This is a genomic window from Effusibacillus consociatus (assembly GCF_042652925.1).
GTDB lineage: Bacteria > Bacillota > Bacilli > Tumebacillales > Effusibacillaceae > Effusibacillus > Effusibacillus consociatus.
In genome coordinates this window covers 1-20680 of sequence record NZ_JBHSHC010000060.1, presented here as the reverse complement: position 1 = coordinate 20680, position 20680 = coordinate 1, and the positions used below count along the sequence as shown (strand labels likewise).

Below are 20680 nucleotides of genomic sequence, written 5' to 3'. Positions count from 1 at the left end.
GTAAGGGGGATTCGAAATGACAGAGTTTATGGATCAGGAAACTCGGGAACATCTTGCGTGGGACTATGCGTGGAACCTGTTTCAGCCTCTGTCTGAACTGGGAAGGATTTGGCAGTCCCAAGTCCGCCCTTTTCGCCCTTCCGAAAAAGAGAAATGGCAGGAGGACTGCCGCTGCATTACGAATCTGCAAACGGCTCTGCAGGATGTCGAATGGGCGGAGCGTCTGCAAAAAACGGTTGCTGCCTTTAGGACGATTGAACCGATTTTTCAACAGGTGGATGCTGGTGTCGTCTTACAAACGGGGGATTTGTTTAAGTGGAAACAGTGGATGTGGAACGGAAAGCTGCTCGATGAGTTGGTGCACATCCGTTTCCCCTGGTGGCCAGACGTTGAATGGGATACAGTCATTCGCATCCTGAATTCGGAAGCGGACATGACTCCGAAATTTTCCCTGGATGATTCTTATGATCCCGTGCTGCAAGAACTTCGGGGAAGAAAGCGGAGACTGCAGAATGAAATTGACCGGATACGGAAGGAGCAGCAGGACGAACTGAAAAGCAGATACGGTCGCATGCCGAATAGGGAACGTGAGTATATCTGGTCGCGTGATGACCGGGAGATGATTGAACGGTCGCAGGCGGATCAAGACCTTATGCTCCAAGGTGAGACATCTTGGGATGTGATCTTCCGCGTGCAAGACCGGGCAGAGACCATCTCTCTGCTGGACGAATTTCAGCGGGCAGCAGAGCAGGAGGCTGACCGGGAAAAAGAATTACTGGCAAAATTGACCCGTTTATTGGCGGTTCATATTGATACATTCCGCAAGTGTGAAGCCGCATGGGGGCGGCTGGATTGGCTGCTGACCCGAATTTTGACGGCCGATCGGTTAGGTTGGAAGGCTCCTGTTTGGACGGAAGATCGTTGGGAGGCGGTCAATGCCTGTCACCCTGTGCTCTCTGCAGCATTAAAGCAGAAAGGATCACAGATTACGCCAATCTCTTTCCGGCTGCAACGGGGGATATCGGTGCTGACCGGCCCCAACATGGGCGGGAAAACAGTGGCCCTGCGGACAGCGGGCCTGCTACAGGCGCTGGCCCAATACGGAATGCCGGTGCCTGCCGAAACATTTTATTTTCAACCTGTCGATCGAATCCGCTTTGTAGGGGGAGACCCGCAATCGATGGAAAACGGGCTCTCCACCTTTGGCGGGGAAATCGTACGGCTCTCGACCATTTTGAAAGCAGAAGGAACCGTGTTCCTGCTGCTTGATGAGGTCGGACGGGCGACAAATCCCCTGGAGGGAGAGGCGTTGGCGGTCGGCTTGACACGATATTTGCAAAGGTCCGACTGGATTGTATTGTTTGCCACGCACTATGCGGGAGTGGCCGAAGTGGCCGCTCAAGAAGGCTTGCTGCGGTGGCGGGTGGCCGGTCTGGCTGACCGCCGGATCGTTTCGGCGGACACAGCCCGAATCGAACTGGAATCGCTTCGAATTGCAGAACTGTTGGGATTGCGGACAGAGATTCTGTCGTATTCAAGACAGTGGCTGGATACAAATCATAAACATCCGGGACGAAAGGGGGATTTCGATGAGCAAGCTGAACCTGGAACAGGCAAAAATTGCTCAAGCGCGACAATTCGCAGCGGCGATTGCAGATGATGTGACTCGATATATCGAGAAAAGAAGTACGGTAGCGGTGGAACGAACAGTCCTTCGTTTGTTTGGATTGGACGGAGTCGATGCGGATGGGATCCCGCTGCCTAACGTTGTCGTCGACCATGTAAAGGAACAGGGACGACTGGCAGAAGGAGTATCCCGTCCCGTTCTTAACGCGATCCTGCAGAAAGGCTGGTCGATCCGGGAAGTAGGGGAAGCGGTGGCAAGCGGCAACCTGAATCTGTTTGCATTGGATGAACTTCCGGAAGAAAAACTTTGGGAAAAAGGGGCCGAGTTAGCCCGCGCATCCTTGGATCGAATTCGGGAGAACCGAAACCAGCGAAGCGCCTTTTTGCAAAAATATGGAGACAGTCCCCAGCCTTATATCTATGTAATTGTGGCAAGCGGCAACATCTACGAAGATGTGGTGCAAGCCCGGGCGGCTGCTCGGCAAGGGGCGGATATCATTGCAGTGATTCGTTCAACCGGTCAGTCTCTGCTGGACTATGTGCCTTACGGGCCGACCACGGAAGGTTTCGGGGGAACGTATGCCACCCAGGCGAATTTTCAAATCATGCGACAGGCGCTTGATGAGGTGGGGGAAGAACTGGGCCGGTATATCCGGCTTTGCAATTATTGCTCGGGTCTCTGCATGCCGGAGATTGCTGCAATGGGGGCGCTTGAAAGACTGGACGTGATGCTCAATGATGCCCTGTACGGGATTTTGTTCCGGGACATTAACATGCAGCGAACACTGGTTGACCAGAATTTCTCCCGCATGATCAATGCATTTGCAGGGGTGATTATCAATACGGGCGAAGACAACTACTTGACGACGGCAGATGCGGTTGAGGCGGCTCATACTGTGTTGGCGTCCCAGTTTATTAACGAGCAGCTCGCGCTTCGCTCCGGACTGAAAGAAGAGCAGATGGGGCTGGGGCATGCGTTTGAGATGAATCCGGAACTGGAAGACGGCTTTTTGCTGGAATTGGCCCAAGCGCAGATGGCGCGCGAGATTTTTCCGAAAGCACCGCTTAAATATATGCCTCCCACCAAACATATGACCGGTAATATTTTCCGTGGTCATGTGCAGGATGCCCTTTTCAATATGGTGGGAATCATGACGGGGCAGGGAATTCAACTGCTCGGGATGATGACGGAAGCGATTCACACTCCCTTGATTCATGAGCGCCATTTGGCCATTGAGGCAGCCAGGTATATCTTTAAGAATGCCAGACATTTGCATGATGAGATTGAATATAAGCGGGATGGAATCATTGCCCGCCGTGCCCAACAGGTATTGGATCAAGCGACTGATCTGTTGGAGCAAATCCAATCCATCGGGCTTTTTGAAGCCCTGGCAAAAGGCATGTTCGCCGACGTAAAAAGGACCACGACGGGCGGAAAGGGTTTATCGGGAGTTTTCATGCGTGACGAGCGTTACTACAACCCGATTGAAGAGCAGATGCACCTGGAATTGGGGCTGGTAAAGCACCCAAAGAGCACAAGTCGGGTCAAGGCACCAGAGGTGCCGGGTCCCGCTAAGGAGGCGTCCGTATGAAGGCTGATCTCACCCGAATCCGTCCTTATGGGGATACGATGGATGACGGGATGGTCCAATTGAGCTTTTCCCTGCCAGTCCCATACGGAGAAGAAGCGAAAGAGGCCGCTCGACAGCTTGCGATCAGAATGGGCCTTGCTGAACCTCTAGTCGTGCATGCTCAGGATATTGGGGAAGGTGTAACGTTTCTCATTCTGTTCGGAAAATGCCGTCATACGGTTGACTTTACGCAAATCAAAGTAGTCAAGACGAACTCGAAACGGATGAATTTCAAAGAAATAAATGAGTACATTCAAAAGCATATCGGACGCAAGATCGTGGTGATCGGTGCCTGCACCGGAACGGATGCTCATACGGTCGGAATTGATGCCATTATTAATATGAAAGGGTATGCCGGGGAATACGGATTGGAACGATACCCGATGATAGATGCCTACAATCTGGGAGCACAGGTGGAAAACGAGGAATTGCTGGCCAAAGCGATCGAACTGAAAGCGGACGCGATACTTGTCTCGCAGGTAGTAACCCAGAAGGATGTACACCTGCCCAATTTGACTCGACTGGTGGATCTGTTGGAGGCGGAAGGGCTTCGCTCCAAGCTGGTGCTTGTGTGCGGCGGGCCGCGAATCTCCCATGAACTGGCGCTGGAGCTGGGTTATGACGCCGGGTTTGGTCCTGGAACATTAGCACCCGATGTTGCATCTTTTATTGTACAAGAATTATCAGAAAGATTGCGAAAAACTTCGTAAGACGGACCAAAAAGGGGTCTGAGGAATCTACAAGGCGTTTTATTCTGAATGGTCATTCATTTTTAATATCGCAAATCTCCTGGCAATACGGTAATGTATTACTAGGGGATTTTATTTTTTTTGTCAGAAACCGACCGAACGTTTGATTCGCAAGTTCAGAAAAAACTAAAAGAAAAGGGGTCGAAAGGCGTGGAGATGGTTCGTATTCTTCTTTTTCTGGCGATTGCCGCAGGGTCCGTCTACCTGTTCTGGACCGCATTGTATCGCAAGTATCAATATTTGATGCTTGGGCGTCCCGAGTCGAGACCGGAGGGTAAGGATGAGCGAATTCGCTCAATCTTCCGCGATGTGCTCGGACAAGGGAAAGTGCTCGCAGAACCTGCGGGAATCGGGCATTTCTTTATCTTCTGGGGCTTTATTGTTCTATCTTTCGGTACGTTGGAATTTGTCGCTCACCATATCTTTGGCGGGCATCTGCCGTTGATTGGAACGGCCGACTGGTTTGTACTGATGCATGAAGTGTTCTCATTGCTGGTTTTGATAGCGATCCTGATCGCAGCGGGACGACGTGCTTTGATCCGTCCCATGCGTTTGGACCAAACCGGTGAAGCATACCTTATTCTAGGATTTATCGGCGGTCTTGTCATCACAGATATGATCGTAATGGGGCTTGAAGTTGCAATTACCGGACACAATCCGGGTTGGGCATCTCCGGTTGCTTCCTGGTTGGGGACCCTTTTTGCAGGCGGTAATCTGACAGTTCTCAAGGTGCTTGAGGAAGTCTTTGTTTGGGCCCATTTTGCAGTATTGTTCGGTTTCCTGATTTTTATCCCGCGTTCGAAGCATTTGCATATGATTGCGGCGGGTATCAATACTTACTTCCGTCGTCTGACTCCGCATGGCCGTCTTCGTACGATGGATTTGTCCGATGAAACGGTTGAGGAATTCGGTGTTGGCCGGATTGATCAGTTTACTTGGAAGCAGCTTCTTGACGGTTATGCATGCACCGAGTGCGGACGCTGTCATGTGAACTGCCCGGCTACCTTGTCCGGGAAACCGCTTTCGCCGAAATATCTGATTCTTAAGATGCGCGATCACCTGACCGAGGTAGGGGATCAATTTCTCGCCAACAAGCTGGCAGCTGCAACCGGTGTTCCGGGGGCGAATCTGGAAGTGGCGGCAACTTCCGAAACAGTGGAAGAATTGCCTATGTTGATGGGCAACGTGTACAGTGAGGATGAAATTTGGGCTTGTACCACTTGCCGTGCTTGTGAAGAAGCATGTCCGGTGTACAACGAACATGTCGATAAGATTATGGATCTGCGCCGTTATATGGTATTGACCGAAGGGAAATCTAACGGGGAAATCAACCGTGCGTTCCAAAACCTTGAGCGTCAGTCAAACGAGTGGGGACAAAATCGCAATACCCGTGCTGAATGGGCCAAGGATCTCGACGTCCGGACGATGGCCGATGTGCAAGGCCAGGTGGAGTATCTGTACTACGTAGGATCTGCATGTTCGTTTGACCCGCGCAACCAAAAGATTGCCAGATCATTTGTTAATCTGTTGAATAAAGCGGGTGTTGATTTCGCGATTCTTGGAACGGAAGAAGAGAGCGACGGGGATTCTGCACGCCGTCTTGGTAACGAGTTCTTGTTCCAAGCTCTTGCGGAAGCTAATGTGGAGATTTTCAAAGCATATAACGTGAAGAAGATTATCACTACCGACCCACATGCTTATAACACATTTAAAAATGAATATCCGGATTTCGGACTGGAAGGCGTGGAAGTCATTCACGGGACCGAGCTGCTCGCGAAATTGATCGATGAAGGCAAGTTGGTTCCAAGCAATGAGGTAAGCGAGATCATCACCTACCACGACTCCTGCTATCTTGGACGTTACAATGGAGTTTATTCCGCTCCGCGTTATATCTTGGAGAAAATTCCGGGAGTCAAAGTCGTTGAAATGGAACGGAACAGAGAGCGCGGCATGTGCTGCGGTGCCGGGGGCGGTTCTTTCTGGAAGGAAGAAATGAAAGGCACCGATCGGATTAACGTAATGCGTACCGAGCAAGCGCTGGAAACAGGATGTACAGCGATTGGTACCGCTTGTCCGTTCTGTATGACGATGATGATTGACGGAACGAAAGCCAAGGGTGTGGAAGATTCGGTCAGCACTTACGATGTAGTTGAATTGCTGGAAATGTCCTTAGCATAACAGGGCTTTCCACTAAATATATGGGTCCCCATCCTCAAGGCACGACTTGGCACTTTAGTGCCATAGCGTGACCTAGTACTCTCGAGTGAAAGTACTCGGAATTCGCTTCGAAGCTTCGGGTCACTTTGATGGGCACTTTTCTGGGGGAGATACACATGCGGAAGACGGTGATTGTAAGTACCGCAAGAACTCCTTTTGGCCGTTTTGGCGGGGCATTGGCAGGATTGCCGGCAGTTGATTTGGGAGCGGCGGCAATTCGGAGTTCTTTGGAAAAAGCGGGTGTAACACCGGAGCAAGTCGATGAAGTCATTATGGGAATGGTGCTGCAGGGGGGAGCCGGGCAGATTCCGTCCCGCCAAGCAACTGTCAAAGCAGGGTTTCCTTGGTCCACTCCAACCGAGACGATCAACAAAGTATGCGCTTCCGGGATGCGGGCTGTTACCTTGGGCGATCAGATTATTCGCGCGGGCGATGCGGACGTAATTGTTGCAGGCGGCATGGAATCGATGTCGAATGCTCCTTATGCCCTTCCAAATGGACGTTGGGGAATGCGAATGGGAGATGCTCCGGTGATCGATCTGATGACCTACGACGGATTGCGCTGCGCCTTTTACGATGTCCATATGGCGGTACACGGATCCAACGTGGCAGCCGAATATGGAATTACACGTGAGGCTCAGGATGCCTGGGCGCTTCGTTCGCATCAACGGGCAGTTGCCGCAATCGAGGCGGGCCGTTTGGCTGATGAGATTGTGCCGGTGGAAGTCCCGGGCAAGAAAGGCAGTGTGACTCTGGTTGACACTGATGAAGCTCCTCGCCGGGACACGTCACTTGAGAAACTTGCGGGACTGCCGCCCGTGTTCAAACAAGACGGAACCATTACCGCCGGCAATGCGCCCGGAGTCAATGACGGGGCGGCCGCTTTGCTGCTGATGTCAGAAGAACGGGCAGAAGCAGAAGGAAAAAAGCCGCTGGCAACAATTCTGGGCCATGCGGAAGTTGGTGCGGAAGCACCTTACATTGCAACCACACCGGGACTTGCCATTCAGAAATTATTGCAAAAAACGGGCTACCAAATCTCCGATATTGAGTTGTTTGAAGTAAACGAGGCTTTTGCCGCAGTTACTTTAACCTCAGGCCATATCGTTGGATGGGATGAGGAGAAGGTCAATGTAAACGGAGGCGCAATTGCTTTCGGTCATCCGATCGGAGCAAGCGGAGCACGTATCATTGGGGCGCTCGTGCATGAACTGCGGAGACGCGGCGGCGGGCTTGGCATCGCGGCTATCTGTTCCGGAGCAGCTCAGGGCGATGCAATCTTGGTGCGGGTGGATTAATTTTGAGGAGGCAGAACATGCATATCAACAAGATCATGGTGATTGGTGCCGGTCAGATGGGAAGCGGTATTGCTCAAGTGGCCGCGCAAGCAGGATTGGAAGTTGTTCTGAATGACATTAAGGACGAATTTGTACGGCGCGGTCTTAACACGATCACGAAGAATTTGTCCCGGGACGTGGAAAAAGGACGCAAAACTGAGGAAGAGAAGCGGGCGATTCTCGCGCGGATTCAGCCGTCCACTGATCTCGCAGATGCCAAAGATGTGCAGTTGGTAATTGAAGCAGCTGTGGAAAATATGGAAATCAAGTGTGACATCTTCCGTAAATTGGATTCCATAGCACCTGCTGGAGCAATTCTTGCGACCAACACTTCATCTCTTCCGATTACTGAAATTGCGGCCGTTACAAAGCGACCGGAATTGGTAATCGGCATGCATTTTATGAATCCGGTGCCTGTTATGAAATTGGTGGAAGTGATCCGCGGGCTGGCAACTTCGAATGAGACGTATCAAACGATTGAAGAGTTGTCCAAGAAAATGGGCAAGGTACCTGTTGAAGTGAATGACTTCCCGGGATTTGTCTCCAACCGGATTTTGCTGCCTATGATTAATGAAGCAATTTATTGCGTATACGAAGGTGTTGCCACTCCGGAAGCGATCGATGAAGTCATGAAACTGGGTATGAACCACCCGATGGGGCCGTTGACTCTGGCCGATTTTATCGGATTGGATACCTGCCTTGCGATCATGGAAGTCCTGCACGAAGGTTTGGGGGATTCGAAATACCGCCCGTGTCCGCTGCTTCGCAAGTATGTAAAAGCTGGTTGGCTGGGCAAGAAATCCGGGCGCGGATTCTACGTATATGAAGGGTAGGGGAAAACGGGATGAATTTTGAAAACCTTCTTTTTTCCGTAGAGGATGGGATTGCAACCGTAACTCTCAATCGTCCAAAAGCACTTAACGCACTGAATTCCGCATTGTTAACGGAACTGTCCGAGCTTGTCGACTCAATTGCAAAGGATAACTCCATCCAGGCCGTGATTCTCACCGGAGCCGGAGAAAAAGCGTTCGTAGCGGGAGCTGACATTGCGGAAATGAAGGGCAAGACTCCGCTTGAGGGACGCGCGTTTTCTCAGTTTGGGAATGCAGTATTCTTGAAAATTGAGCGGATGCCTCAACCGGTCATCGCTGCTATAAACGGATTTGCGCTTGGCGGCGGATGTGAGCTGGCTATGGCTTGTGATATAAGAATTGCAAGTACAAACGCCAAGTTTGGCCAACCTGAGGTGAATTTGGGAATCGTTGCCGGATTCGGGGGTACCCAACGTCTGCCGAGACTCGTAGGACCCGGGATTGCGAAAGAGCTGCTTATGACAGGCGATATGATTAGCGCAGAACGGGCCGCACAGATCGGTCTTGTGAATCATGTTGTTGAACCGGCTGACCTGCTGGCAAAAGCAAGGGAAATTGCAGCCAAGATGATTTCCAAGGCGCCCATTGCGGTGGAGCTCAGCAAGAAGCTGGTAAATGATGGTCTGAATGTGGACCTCGATCGCGCGCTTGTTATGGAATCGGAAGTGTTTGGCACTTTGTTTGGAACGGAAGATCGTCTGGAAGGAATGACAGCATTCCTCGAGAAGCGGGCGGCCAAGTTCCAATCCAAATAGACCGGAGAGAGAAGATAAAAACCAATGGGAGTGGCAAAACAGCCGGGAGATTTTTGAATCCCTTCTGAACGAGCGTTCGGTCGGGTTCGAAACAGGTTTAATTCAATTCATAAACGAAAGGGACCCCATCGAAGCGCTAGAATCAGATTTGAAGGCTCGAGTCGCTTTGATGGGTAGACTCTGGGAGGGGACAGGGTTTGAAATTCGTTCTGACGCAGGAACAGCAAGATATTCGTGACATGATAAGTGAGTTTGCGCAGAAAGAAATTGCTCCCTATGCGGCAAAGATTGACGAGGAAGATCAATTTCCTCGCGAGATTGTTCAAAAGATGGGGAAGCTCGGGCTGTTGGGAATTCCGGTTCCGGAAGAGCGGGGAGGTGTTGGGGCCGATTTTCTCTCCTACATGCTGGCGATTGAAGAGATCTCCTATGCAAGCGCGGCGCTTGGGGTGATTCTGGCGGTCCATTCGTCGCTTGGCACATTGCCGATTCTGAAGTTTGGATCTGAGGAACAAAAACAGCGCTATTTACCCAAAATGGCGGCCGGCGAATTGTTGGGAGCATTCGCTCTGACCGAACCCGGTGCAGGTTCGGATGCTTCCCGGCTTTCAACAAGAGCGGTAAAACAAGGAGACCATTATGTCTTAAACGGCTCCAAGATCTTTATCACAAATGGTGGAGAAGCAGATTTATACATTACCTTTGCGGTTACGGACCCGGGGCAGGGAGCCAACGGGATTTCCGCTTTCATCGTAGAGAAAGGCACCCAAGGCTTTTCCGTCGGCAAGAAAGAGAAGAAACTGGGGCTCAACGGATCTGCAACAACAACGCTTATTTTTGAGGATGCAGTGGTTCCGGCAACCCAGTTGTTGGGACAGGAGGGTGAAGGATTTAAAATTGCGATGAGCAACTTGGACGGCGGACGGATTGGGATCGGGGCACAGGCTTTGGGGATTGCCCGGGCCGCTTTTGATGCCGCGCTTGCTTATACCAAACAGCGGGAACAGTTTGGCAAGCCTGTTGCCGAATTCCAAGGGGTTCAGTTTATGCTCGCCGATATGGCAACCAGGATTGAAGCGGCAAAGCTTTTGGTCTATCGGGCGGCAACGCTCCGGGAACAGGGTCTGCCTTGTGCCAAAGAAGCCTCCATAGCGAAATTGTTTGCCACTGATACCGCGATGGCGGTCACAACCGACGCGGTTCAGCTTCACGGCGGATACGGGTACAGCAAGGAATACCCAGTCGAGCGCTATATGCGAGACGCAAAGGTAACTCAAATCTATGAAGGGACCAATCAGATCCAACGAATCGTCATTGCAAAAAATTTATTGTAGGGAATGAGGGGCGGAGAAACAATGAACTTTCAATTAACAGCCGAACAACGGGAAATTCAGAAGCTGGTACGTGAATTTGCTTTAAAAGATGTGGCTCCAACGGCCGCGCTCCGCGATGAAGAAGAAGTGTTCGATCGCAAGATTTTTGATAAAATGGCTCAAATCGGATTGACGGGAATTCCGTGGCCGGAAGAGTACGGCGGTGCAGGACTTGATTTCGTCTCCTATGTGATCGCGGTAGAAGAATTGTCCCGTATCGACTCCTCCATCGGGGTGACGCTGTCCGCACATATTTCGCTTGCGAGCTGGCCGATTTTTAAATTCGGCACTGAAGAACAAAAGCAGAAGTATCTGCGGGCGTTAGCAGAGGGTACAAAAATGGGGGCTTACTGTTTAACTGAGCCGGGTTCCGGTTCGGACGCCGGTGGCATGCGCACGACTGCTGTGTTGTCGGAAGACGGGAGTCACTATATTCTGAACGGATCCAAGATCTTTATTACAAACGGTGGCGAAGCGGAGATCTATATTGTCTTTGCATCGACCGACCGTTCACAAAAGACCCGCGGTATAACTGCGTTTATTGTTGAGAAGGATTTTGAAGGCTTCTCGATCGGGAAGAAAGAGAAGAAAATGGGAATTAAATCGTCGCCGACCACCGAAGTGATCATGGAGAATTGCAAGGTGCCGGTAGAGAATCGACTGGGCGATGAAGGTTTTGGTTTCAAGATTGCGATGATGACGCTTGACGGCGGCCGGAACGGGATTGCTGCTCAGGCATTGGGGATTGCACAGGGTGCCTTTGATCTGGCGGTCGATTACGCAAAACAACGGGAGCAGTTCGGAAAACCAATTGGAACGTTTCAGGGGATGCAATTCAAGTTGGCCGATATGGCAACCAAAATCGAAGCGGCAAGGCTCCTGACGTATCAAGCCGCATGGCTGGAAAGCGAGGGGCTTCCCTACGGAAAAGCATCTGCTATGGCGAAGCTGTTTGCCGGTGATGCTGCGATGGAAGTCACTACGGAGGCCGTTCAGGTATTTGGCGGCTACGGCTATACACGCGAGTATCCGGTTGAACGTTTTATGCGTGACGCCAAAATTACGCAAATCTATGAGGGTACGAACGAAATTCAGCGTGTCGTAATCGGTGGGTATTTGTTGAAAGAAAAATAAGACAACTGATCGAAATTCCGTTACAATATTAGGGAGTCCTCAGGGACTCCTGCTTGTTATATTTCGTCACTTTGATGGGCGTTCATAGGTGTGATCAAATGGAACTGGTGAATCGGATAGTAAATGGCGATCGGCGTGCTGTTGCGCGTGCGATTACAATGATTGAGAACGGCAGTCCGGAAAAACACGATGTCCTGAAAGCGCTTCATTCATACACTGGAAGAGCTTATTTAGTGGGAATTACGGGGCCACCTGGAGCGGGCAAGAGCACGCTGACCGATCAGCTTCTTTTTCTATTGCGGAAACAGGGGTTGCAGGTCGGTGTCATTGCGGTTGATCCGACATCGCCGTTTACAGGCGGGGCCATTCTTGGGGATCGTGTCCGAATGGGGAGTCATGCACTGGATCCGGGCGTGTTTATTCGTTCGATGGGAACCCGCGGGAGTCTGGGAGGACTGGCGAAGGCTACAAAAGAGGCAACCCGGGTTCTCGACGCATATGGTGTCGATGTTGTTTTGGTTGAGACAGTAGGAGTCGGACAATCGGAACTCGACATCATGCATGTGGCAGATACAACGGTTGTGGTGCTGAATCCGACAGCGGGGGATCACATTCAAACCATGAAAGCGGGAATTATGGAGATTGCGGATGTGTTTGTCATCAATAAGTCGGATCTGCCCGGAGCGGACAAAACGGAACGGGAAGTAAACAATATGTTGGATCTGATCCATGATTTTGATTGGAGACCCCCGGTTGTTCGAACCACATCCCGGGATCCCGGCACATTTCGAGAGTTATGGGAAGCTTGCAGCAACCATCGCGTTTTTTTGCAGGAAAGCGGCGGATGGGAGAAGAAGCGGCAGAAGCGGCGACAAGATGAGATCGTAGGAATTATTGAAGAGCGGCTTCACCAAAAAATCCGTGAATGGATCGAAAATCATGCGACTTGGCAACAGGTGCTGGAGGAAGTTGAATCAGGAAAAAAAGATCCCTACCAAGTTGCGGATCTCATACTTGAATGTTATAATACGTCTACTTGTGATTAATTTCCAAAGCACGATCCGGTGGCTTGCTGCCATGACGTGACTTGCAAATGATCGGAACCTATTTGTTTAACAGCTTAGAAAGTATAAAAATGTGATATTTGTCATCATCATTTTTATCAGTTGGTAAGGAGTGTACCTGAATGGCGGATGAGGCTCGCGCACTAAAGACCTTAAGTGTCGACGAGGCAAGAGAAATGGCGCTCGTTGACCTTGCATACCAAATTTTGACCGAGACAAACAAACCCATATATTACCGAGACCTGATGGATGAGGTCGCAAAGTTACGAAACATGACCGAAGAAGAAGTGAAGGCAGCGATTGCGATTTTGTATACGGAAATCAATATTGACGGCCGATTCCTTTGCATCGGCAATAACACATGGGGGCTCAAACGTTGGTACCCCGTTGACAAAACAGCCGACAAAACAACTGGCGGCAAGAAATTCATCCGCAAGGACGTGGATGATGATCTGTACGACGATGAAGATGAAGATCTGTTCCTCGAAGAAGAAGAACTCCTGGATGAAGAGGAGGAAGACTTCGATCTTGTGGATGACGAGGAAGATCTTGAATATGAAGAACTGGAGGAAATAGATGAAGTCGACGACTTGGCGGAAGAGGCCGTTGACGAGAATGAGGACGCGGTGGAAGATGAGGAAGATGAATTTTAGGAGCCTGGACTCTTGACAGGCTCTTTTTGCCACGATAAGATACATGAGGATAGAAAAGGAACGGAAAACTAAAAAAGCCGATTAATCCAGGCATGGAACCTGAGTATCGCGGCTTTTTAGTTTTTTTTTGTTCATTTGCAGTTCTAGATATCATAATGTTTGGGGGCAATTGCATGGCAAAATATATATTTGTTACGGGCGGTGTAGTATCTTCTCTCGGAAAAGGGATCACGGCGGCTTCTCTCGGGCGGCTTCTGAAGAATCGGGGATTGCGGGTAACGATTCAAAAATTCGACCCGTACATTAACGTCGACCCGGGTACGATGAGTCCCTATCAGCACGGAGAAGTATTCGTGACGGATGACGGAGCGGAAACCGACTTGGACCTTGGGCATTATGAGCGTTTTATCGATATCAATCTCTCCAAAAATAACAACGTGACGACCGGAAAAATCTATTGGTCCGTAATCCAAAAGGAACGTCGCGGCGATTATCTGGGAGGTACGGTACAGGTAATCCCGCACATCACTAACGAAATTAAAGAACATGTCTTCTTGGCTGGAGAGACTGCCGATGTGGTGATTACCGAGATTGGAGGGACGGTTGGGGATATTGAAAGTCTTCCGTTCCTGGAGGCGATTCGCCAGATCAAGAGCGATGTCGGCCGTAACAATGTGATGTATCTACATGTCACATTGATCCCTTATCTGGGGAAAGCGGGAGAGATCAAGACCAAGCCAACCCAACACTCGGTTAAGGAACTGAGAAGCATCGGAATCACTCCGAACGTGATCATTTGCCGAACGGAACGACCTCTCTCGATGGACGTAAAACGGAAAATTGCCCTCTTCTGCGATACGGACCCGGAAGCAGTAATCGAATCGCGCGATGCGGAATCTCTCTATGACGTGCCATTACTGTTCCAAGAACAGGGATTGGATGACATTGTAGTTCGGCATTTGGGTCTGGATTGCCCGCCGGCTGAAATGTCCGAGTGGAAAGATTTGGCCCACCTGGTCAAGAATCTGAAGCACAAGGTGAAAATCGGTCTTGTCGGCAAATACGTGGCTCTTCGAGATGCCTATATTTCTGTGGCGGAAGCGCTTTATCATGCAGGATACGCGAATGATTCACAAGTGGAGATCGAATGGATCCATTCCGAAGATGTAACGGAAGAGAATGTGAACAAGATATTGGGAGACTGCGACGGAATTCTGGTTCCCGGCGGATTCGGGGATCGGGGAATTGAAGGAAAGATTGCTGCTGCCAAATATGCTCGTGAAAATAAAATCCCTTATCTGGGAATCTGTCTTGGAATGCAAATCTCGGTCATTGAATTTGCTCGCAACGTATTGGGGCTGGAGGGTGCGAACTCCTCTGAGATCAACGAGCTCACCAACTATCCGGTTATCGACCTGCTCCCCGAACAAAAAGGAGTTGAAGATAAGGGAGGCACCATGCGTCTCGGATCCTATCCGTGCCGGCTTGAGCCAAACACAATGGCATACGAAGCTTACGGCTCGTCATTCATTCATGAGCGTCATCGTCATCGTTATGAATTCAATAATGATTTCCGTGAGCAATTAACCCAAGCCGGATTAGTGATCTCGGGTACTTCCCCGGACGGCAGATTGGTTGAAATCGTTGAAATCAAAGATCATCCGTGGTTTGTGGCATCCCAGTTTCACCCGGAATTCACATCCCGTCCGAACCGTCCTCAGCCGTTGTTCCGGGGTTTTATCAATGCGGCTTTGAATCATCGGAAGTAGGGAACCAGTACGAAAAGACTCGCCTTTGGGCGAGTCTTTTCTTGTGTTCGACAAGCGGAAGACTTTTTCGACAAAAGTAGACAAAGTCAGAAAAGAGGATTTTTTGAGATATTACTCGAATACATTTTTGAATGGAAACAATAGGACAAGTGGGTCAATTGGGAAGGGGACGAAACATATGAGCAAGAAAGTCCTGGTCGTGGATGATCAATACGGAATTCGTATTTTGCTCAACGAAGTTTTGGAAAAAGAAGGATACCAAGTTTTTCAGGCCCCTAACGGACCTGTCGCCTTGGAAATTGTGAAAGAGAAGAAACCGGATCTGGTGCTGCTTGACATGAAGATTCCCGGTATGGACGGGCTTGAGATTCTGAGGCATATCCGGGTGATTGAACCGGATTTGAAAGTGATCATGATGACAGCGTACGGTGAACTGGATCTCATCAAGGAAGCTATGGCCCTCGGGGCTTTGACCCATTTTACTAAGCCGTTTGATATTGATGAGTTAAGACGAACCGTAAACTCTGAATTGGCGGTTCAGGAGGTTTAATATGGAGAAAGTCATCCTCAGGCAGCGGATGAGTTCGCACGATGCCCATTACGGCGGAGATCTGGTCGATGGGGCCCGCATGCTCGGATTGTTTGGCGATGCTGCCACAGAGCTTCTGATTCGTCATGATGGCGATGAGGGGCTTTTTGTTGCGTATGACACAGTCGAATTCAAGGCGCCCGTGTTTGCAGGGGATTACATCGAGGTGGTTGCGGAGATTACGCGCGTGGGGAACACCTCAAGAGCGATGGAGTTTCATGCGTATAAAGTGATTCGGGCAAATGTGGATCCTGCAGTCCCTTCGGCGGCTGACGTTCTCAATCCGCCGGAGTTGGTATGCTATGCGCGGGGAACGTGTGTAGTTCCGAAGGACAAACAGCGCAGAAACAACCCGTAAGTCGTGCTCGGAACCGGAACGAAGGGGGAAGTCATCGTGGAGAAACTGATTATTACATGTGCGCTATCGGGTGCCGAGGTCACAAAACAGGACAATCCGAATCTGCCCGTTACACCGGAAGAGATAGCAAAAGCAGCTCTGGAAGCGCGCGAGGCGGGTGCTTCAATCGTTCATCTGCACGCCCGGCAGAATGACGGGACACCAACGCAGGATAAGGAAGTATATGCCGAAATCATGCGTCAGATCCGCGCTTCAGGCAATGATATCATCCTTCAGCTATCAACAGGCGGTGCGGTTGGAATGACGGCAGACGAACGGATTCAGCCTGTCCTGCTGCAGCCGGAGATGGCCACTTTGACTACAGGATCCGTAAATTTCGGTAAAGACGTTTTTTTAAACACTCCTGCCGATATTGAGCGTTTTGCCTCAATCATGCAGCAGCATGGCGTACTGCCGGAATTGGAAATATTCGACGTGGGTATGATAAGAAACGCGCTTGCACTAATTAAAAAAGGCCTTGTACCGGAACGAGCCCCTTTTGACTTTGTGATGGGAGTGCCCGGCGGAATCCCGGGAACACCACGGGATCTCCTGTTTTTAGTCGAATCTCTGCCGAAAGGTGCAAGATGGTCGGTAGCCGGTGTAGGCAGGGCTCAGCTGCCGCTTGCCGCTATGGCGATTTTGCTGGGTGGGAATGTACGGGTAGGATTCGAGGACAATGTTTATTATGAAAAAGGGATCCTTGCCGAAAGCAATGCCCAGCTGGTTGCAAGGATTGTTCGTTTGGCCAAGGAATTAGGGCGCGATGTAGCCACCCCGACTGAAGCAAGAGAAATACTTGGTATTCATTCAAAATAGTGATACAATTATTTGGATATTATAGATTTCCGGGTACCGGAGTAGGAGGGGCTACATATGGCATTCGCATCGTTTAAAGAGGTTTTGACAGACGGTTTGAAAAAGGGGTATGCAGTAGGTCAGTTCAATATGAACAACCTGGAGTTTTTGCAGGCGATCATTGAAACGGCTGAAGAAGAACGCTCACCCGTGATTTTGGGTGTTTCGGAAGGCGCAATGAAATACATGAACATTGAATATACCGTGGCAATGGCAAAAGCAGCAGCCGCGAAAGCAAGTGTACCGGTAATTCTGCATCTCGACCACGGTTCTTCATATGAAGTGGTACTGAAATGTATCCGTGCCGGCTTTTCTTCCATCATGATCGACGCATCCCACTATCCGCTGGAAGAAAATATCGCCAAGACGAAACAAGTGGTACATGCGTGTCATACGCTCGGAATTGATGTGGAAGGTGAATTGGGCACGATCGGCGGTGTTGAGGACGATATTTCCGTTGATGAGAAAGACGCTACACTGGCTCGCCCTGAGGAAGCACTTCGTCTGGTTCAGGAGACAGGTATTGACGCATTGGCTCCTGCTATCGGTTCTGCGCATGGGATGTACAAAGGGGACCCGGAACTTGACTTCGACCGTTTGGCGAAAATTCGCGACCTGACCGGTATCCCGATGGTTCTGCACGGAGGATCCGGAATCCCGGATGAAGATATCCGTAAAGCGATTTCTCTCGGCGTATCCAAGATCAACGTGAATACCGAAAACCAGGTAGCTTTTACGAATAAAGTCCGTGAGATTCTTGGCAAAGATGCAAACGTTTACGATCCGCGGAAATACCTCGGACCTGCACGCGAAGCGATCAAAGAAGTTGTTCGTGAGAAAATGCGTCTGTTCGGTTCTAACAATCGTGCATAAGAGAGGGTACGCGAAATGAAGTTCTTTATCGATACAGCGAATGTGGAAGAAATTCGACTGGCCAATGACATGGGGATCCTTTCGGGTGTTACGACAAACCCCAGCCTTGTAGCAAAGGAAGGCCGTGATTTCATTCAAGTTCTGAAAGAGATTTTGGAAATTGTCGACGGGCCAATCTCGGCAGAAGTGATTTCTCTCGATGCCAAAGGCATGGTAGAGGAAGGTCTGAAATTTGCCGAGCTGCACAAGAATATTACGATTAAGGTTCCAATGACGGCGGAAGGCCTGAAAGCGGTTAAAGTGTTTGCGGCTAAGGGAATCAAGACCAATGTGACTCTGATTTTCTCAGCCAACCAGGCATTATTGGCTGCTCGTGCGGGTGCAACCTTTGTGTCTCCGTTCGTAGGACGACTGGATGACATTTCGCAAGACGGCATCCAGCTCATTCGTGATATTGCGGATATTTTCAATATTCACGCTCTCAAGACGGAAATCATTTCCGCGTCTATTCGCCATCCGATGCATGTGACAGAATCGGCGCTTGCAGGGGCACACATCGCTACTTGTCCTTATTCGGTTCTCGAGCGCATGATCAAGCATCCGCTTACGGATCAAGGAATTGAGCGCTTTCTGGCGGACTGGGGGAAAATGCAATTGTAATGGAAGCTTCACAAGCACCTTCCCTGTGGAGGGTGCTTTTTTCAATAAGTGTTATAGCCAGGCATGTTACATCGACTGCGGTATAATAAGACGTAAATACACTCGTCCAGTAGGGGACAAGCTGTCAGGGAACGAAAGGAGATTAAAACAGATGATGGATGCAAATCAAATTATTGAATTTATTCGCACAAGCGAAAAGAAAACGCCTGTGAAGGTTTATGTAAAAGGTGACTTGGAAGGCATCAATTTCGGTTCCTCCACCAAAGCATTTATTACCGGAAATGTTGGGGTTCTCTTTGGAGAATGGAAAGAAATTGAACCGGTCCTGGAAGAGAATAAGGCCAGACTTGAAGATTATGTGATCGAAAGCGATCGCAGAAATTCGGCAATTCCTCTGCTCGACACCAAAAACATTCACGCACGGATTGAGCCGGGCGCAATTATCCGTGATCAAGTAACCATCGGCGACAACGCAGTGATTATGATGGGCGCTATTATCAATATCGGGGCTGTCATTGGAGAAGGAACAATGATTGATATGGGTGTTGTCGTTGGCGGTCGCGGCACGATCGGCAAGAACTGTCATATCGGCGCTGGAACCGTGATTGCGGGAGTAATCGAACCGCCATCCGCAAAACCGGTTGTGATTGAAGATGATGTTGTGGTCGGGGCGAACGCCGTGATATTGGAAGGCATTCGGGTCGGCAAAGGCTCCGTAGTGGCAGCCGGGGCGATTGTTGTTGACGACGTTCCGGAAAACGTTGTGGTTGCCGGGGTTCCTGCCCGCGTGATCAAGAAAATTGATGAGAAAACCAAGTCGAAAACAGAAATTAAGCAGGAGCTTCGCCAACTGTAAGAGACAGACATTCACACAAAAGGAGGCTGCGGGATGTTCGCAACTCAGCCTTTTATAGACATTCGCAGGCGATTGCATCAAATTCCCGAGCCGGGTTTTGCCGAGTTTAAGACTCAGCAATTGCTTTTGGATACGATTTCGATGCTTCCGCAGGAACGAATCGATGTCAAAACATGGCGGACCGGGATTCTTGTCAAGGTGAAAGGGAGGAACCCCTCAAAACGAATCGGGTATCGTGCGGATATGGATGGCCTCCCGATTACCGAAGACACTTCGTACGAGTTTCGTTCGACCCATCCCGGCTATATGCATGCCTGCGGACATGATTTTCATATGTCAATCGGACTTGGAGTTCTAACTTACTTTGTTCAGTATCCAATTGACGATGATTTGATCGTTATCTTTCAGCCTGCGGAGGAAGGGCCGGGCGGGGCAAAACCGATGCTTGAAAGCGAAGAGTTTGCAGAGTGGAAACCGGACTGCATCTTTGCCCTGCATATCGCGCCCGAGTACCCGGTTGGTACCATTGCAACACGCCCGGGGATTCTGTTTGCCAACACTTCCGAATTGTTTATTGATCTGACCGGAACCGGCGGTCATGCCGCTTTCCCACACAAAGCCAATGATATGGTGGTTGCCGCGTCTCACATGGTAACACAATTGCAAAGCATTATCTCCCGCAATGTGGATCCGCTTGATTCTGCGGTCATCACAATCGGCAGGATTGAAGGCGGCACCAAGCAGAACATTATAGCGGAAAAGGCACGTCTTGAAGGGACGATTCGTACTTTGTCGGTCGACTCCATGAGCAAAGTGAAGACCCGGATTGAAGCGGTTGTAAAAGGAATTGAAACGGGGTTTGATTGCAAAGCGGAGATAGACTACGGGGCGAATTACTACCAAGTGTACAATGAGGAGAATCTCACCCGTGAATTCATGGATTGGCTGCAGCAAACCGGAGCGGCAACAGTGGTTGAGTGCCGGGAAGCGATGACGGGTGAGGATTTTGGCTATTTCCTTGCCGAAATCCCGGGCTTCATGTTCTGGTTGGGTGTCGATACTCCCTACGGGCTGCATCACGCCAAAATTGAGCCGGATGAAGCTGCGATTGAAGTTGCGCTTTACGTGTTAACTCGTTATATTGCCTGGAAGTCAAATAAGTAGAAGGTTAAGAACACAATATTCTCATAAAAGAGTTGGTTCATTGTAAAATGAAATGCAACACATAAATATCACAAAAGCCACGGTAATTCCGTTATGATTAAGT

General features: G+C 50.0%; 19 protein-coding genes. All 19 read left to right on the top strand.

Annotated elements, in window-relative coordinates:
• Positions 1–16 precede the first annotated feature (16 nt).
• The 19 genes from kamC (at position 17) to ACFO8Q_RS08590 (ending at position 20577) form a co-directional block, all read left to right on the top strand.
• Positions 17–1660 (top strand): lysine 5,6-aminomutase reactivase ATPase KamC, encoded by a 1644-nt coding sequence (gene kamC / locus ACFO8Q_RS08680; protein ID WP_380025378.1) that lies wholly within the window; start codon positions 17–19, stop codon positions 1658–1660.
• Entirely contained in the window at positions 1590–3218 is a 1629-nt protein-coding gene (gene kamD, locus ACFO8Q_RS08675; protein WP_380025377.1) for a lysine 5,6-aminomutase subunit alpha, read from the top strand. Before kamC ends, kamD begins: the two co-directional genes overlap by 71 nt.
• Positions 3215–3967 (top strand): lysine 5,6-aminomutase subunit beta, encoded by a 753-nt coding sequence (gene kamE / locus ACFO8Q_RS08670; protein ID WP_380025376.1) that lies wholly within the window; start codon positions 3215–3217, stop codon positions 3965–3967. Before kamD ends, kamE begins: the two co-directional genes overlap by 4 nt.
• Positions 3968–4162: 195 nt before the next feature.
• Complete coding sequence (locus ACFO8Q_RS08665; RefSeq protein ID WP_380025388.1) at positions 4163–6184, top strand: heterodisulfide reductase-related iron-sulfur binding cluster; 2022 nt, start codon at positions 4163–4165, stop codon at positions 6182–6184.
• Between the two features lie 155 nt (positions 6185–6339).
• Positions 6340–7521 carry an acetyl-CoA C-acetyltransferase gene (locus tag ACFO8Q_RS08660; protein ID WP_380025375.1) on the top strand — a complete coding sequence of 394 codons (1182 nt, stop codon included), beginning with the start codon at positions 6340–6342 and terminating at the stop codon, positions 7519–7521.
• Positions 7522–7538: 17 nt separating this feature from the next.
• Positions 7539–8393 carry a 3-hydroxybutyryl-CoA dehydrogenase gene (locus ACFO8Q_RS08655; RefSeq protein WP_380025374.1) on the top strand — a complete coding sequence of 285 codons (855 nt, stop codon included), beginning with the start codon at positions 7539–7541 and terminating at the stop codon, positions 8391–8393.
• A gap of 11 nt (positions 8394–8404) precedes the next feature.
• Positions 8405–9187 (top strand): enoyl-CoA hydratase-related protein, encoded by a 783-nt coding sequence (locus tag ACFO8Q_RS08650; RefSeq protein ID WP_380025373.1) that lies wholly within the window; start codon positions 8405–8407, stop codon positions 9185–9187.
• Between the two features lie 197 nt (positions 9188–9384).
• On the top strand, positions 9385–10521 hold the full coding sequence (locus ACFO8Q_RS08645; RefSeq protein ID WP_380025372.1) for an acyl-CoA dehydrogenase: 1137 nt from the start codon (positions 9385–9387) through the stop codon (positions 10519–10521).
• A 21-nt stretch (positions 10522–10542) separates the two neighbouring features.
• Positions 10543–11694 carry an acyl-CoA dehydrogenase gene (locus ACFO8Q_RS08640; RefSeq protein WP_380025371.1) on the top strand — a complete coding sequence of 384 codons (1152 nt, stop codon included), beginning with the start codon at positions 10543–10545 and terminating at the stop codon, positions 11692–11694.
• A gap of 98 nt (positions 11695–11792) precedes the next feature.
• Positions 11793–12740 (top strand): methylmalonyl Co-A mutase-associated GTPase MeaB, encoded by a 948-nt coding sequence (gene meaB, locus ACFO8Q_RS08635; RefSeq protein WP_380025370.1) that lies wholly within the window; start codon positions 11793–11795, stop codon positions 12738–12740.
• A 140-nt stretch (positions 12741–12880) separates the two neighbouring features.
• Positions 12881–13411, top strand: a complete 531-nt coding sequence (gene rpoE / locus ACFO8Q_RS08630) for a DNA-directed RNA polymerase subunit delta (RefSeq protein ID WP_380025369.1) — start codon at positions 12881–12883, stop codon at positions 13409–13411.
• A 173-nt stretch (positions 13412–13584) separates the two neighbouring features.
• Positions 13585–15180 (top strand): CTP synthase, encoded by a 1596-nt coding sequence (locus ACFO8Q_RS08625; RefSeq protein ID WP_380025368.1) that lies wholly within the window; start codon positions 13585–13587, stop codon positions 15178–15180.
• A gap of 178 nt (positions 15181–15358) precedes the next feature.
• Complete coding sequence (locus tag ACFO8Q_RS08620) at positions 15359–15730, top strand: response regulator (protein ID WP_380025367.1); 372 nt, start codon at positions 15359–15361, stop codon at positions 15728–15730.
• A gap of 1 nt (position 15731) precedes the next feature.
• A complete protein-coding gene (gene kal / locus ACFO8Q_RS08615; RefSeq protein WP_380025366.1) occupies positions 15732–16127 on the top strand; it encodes a 3-aminobutyryl-CoA ammonia lyase in 396 nt (131 codons plus the stop codon).
• 36 nt (positions 16128–16163) lie between these two features.
• A complete protein-coding gene (kce, locus tag ACFO8Q_RS08610; RefSeq protein ID WP_380025365.1) occupies positions 16164–16985 on the top strand; it encodes a 3-keto-5-aminohexanoate cleavage enzyme in 822 nt (273 codons plus the stop codon).
• A 57-nt stretch (positions 16986–17042) separates the two neighbouring features.
• The gene (fba, locus tag ACFO8Q_RS08605) at positions 17043–17897 is read left to right on the top strand and encodes a class II fructose-1,6-bisphosphate aldolase (protein ID WP_380025364.1); all 855 of its coding nucleotides are present in this window, start codon (positions 17043–17045) and stop codon (positions 17895–17897) included.
• A gap of 15 nt (positions 17898–17912) precedes the next feature.
• A complete protein-coding gene (gene fsa / locus ACFO8Q_RS08600) occupies positions 17913–18557 on the top strand; it encodes a fructose-6-phosphate aldolase (RefSeq protein WP_380025363.1) in 645 nt (214 codons plus the stop codon).
• 151 nt (positions 18558–18708) lie between these two features.
• Positions 18709–19413, top strand: a complete 705-nt coding sequence (gene dapD / locus ACFO8Q_RS08595) for a 2,3,4,5-tetrahydropyridine-2,6-dicarboxylate N-acetyltransferase (RefSeq protein ID WP_380025362.1) — start codon at positions 18709–18711, stop codon at positions 19411–19413.
• Positions 19414–19446: 33 nt separating this feature from the next.
• The gene (locus ACFO8Q_RS08590) at positions 19447–20577 is read left to right on the top strand and encodes an N-acetyldiaminopimelate deacetylase (protein ID WP_380025361.1); all 1131 of its coding nucleotides are present in this window, start codon (positions 19447–19449) and stop codon (positions 20575–20577) included.
• Positions 20578–20680 lie beyond the last annotated feature (103 nt).

Coding starts and splice junctions, on each gene's coding strand:
- fba (WP_380025364.1), top strand. CDS start 17,043: ATGGCATTCGCATCGTTTAAAGAGGTTTTGACAGACGGTTTGAAAAAG.
- ACFO8Q_RS08660 (WP_380025375.1), top strand. CDS start 6,340: ATGCGGAAGACGGTGATTGTAAGTACCGCAAGAACTCCTTTTGGCCGT.
- ACFO8Q_RS08665 (WP_380025388.1), top strand. CDS start 4,163: ATGGTTCGTATTCTTCTTTTTCTGGCGATTGCCGCAGGGTCCGTCTAC.
- ACFO8Q_RS08640 (WP_380025371.1), top strand. CDS start 10,543: ATGAACTTTCAATTAACAGCCGAACAACGGGAAATTCAGAAGCTGGTA.
- kal (WP_380025366.1), top strand. CDS start 15,732: ATGGAGAAAGTCATCCTCAGGCAGCGGATGAGTTCGCACGATGCCCAT.
- rpoE (WP_380025369.1), top strand. CDS start 12,881: ATGGCGGATGAGGCTCGCGCACTAAAGACCTTAAGTGTCGACGAGGCA.
- ACFO8Q_RS08590 (WP_380025361.1), top strand. CDS start 19,447: ATGTTCGCAACTCAGCCTTTTATAGACATTCGCAGGCGATTGCATCAA.
- ACFO8Q_RS08655 (WP_380025374.1), top strand. CDS start 7,539: ATGCATATCAACAAGATCATGGTGATTGGTGCCGGTCAGATGGGAAGC.
- fsa (WP_380025363.1), top strand. CDS start 17,913: ATGAAGTTCTTTATCGATACAGCGAATGTGGAAGAAATTCGACTGGCC.
- ACFO8Q_RS08650 (WP_380025373.1), top strand. CDS start 8,405: ATGAATTTTGAAAACCTTCTTTTTTCCGTAGAGGATGGGATTGCAACC.
- dapD (WP_380025362.1), top strand. CDS start 18,709: ATGATGGATGCAAATCAAATTATTGAATTTATTCGCACAAGCGAAAAG.
- ACFO8Q_RS08625 (WP_380025368.1), top strand. CDS start 13,585: ATGGCAAAATATATATTTGTTACGGGCGGTGTAGTATCTTCTCTCGGA.
- kamC (WP_380025378.1), top strand. CDS start 17: ATGACAGAGTTTATGGATCAGGAAACTCGGGAACATCTTGCGTGGGAC.
- kamE (WP_380025376.1), top strand. CDS start 3,215: ATGAAGGCTGATCTCACCCGAATCCGTCCTTATGGGGATACGATGGAT.
- ACFO8Q_RS08620 (WP_380025367.1), top strand. CDS start 15,359: ATGAGCAAGAAAGTCCTGGTCGTGGATGATCAATACGGAATTCGTATT.
- kamD (WP_380025377.1), top strand. CDS start 1,590: ATGAGCAAGCTGAACCTGGAACAGGCAAAAATTGCTCAAGCGCGACAA.
- meaB (WP_380025370.1), top strand. CDS start 11,793: ATGGAACTGGTGAATCGGATAGTAAATGGCGATCGGCGTGCTGTTGCG.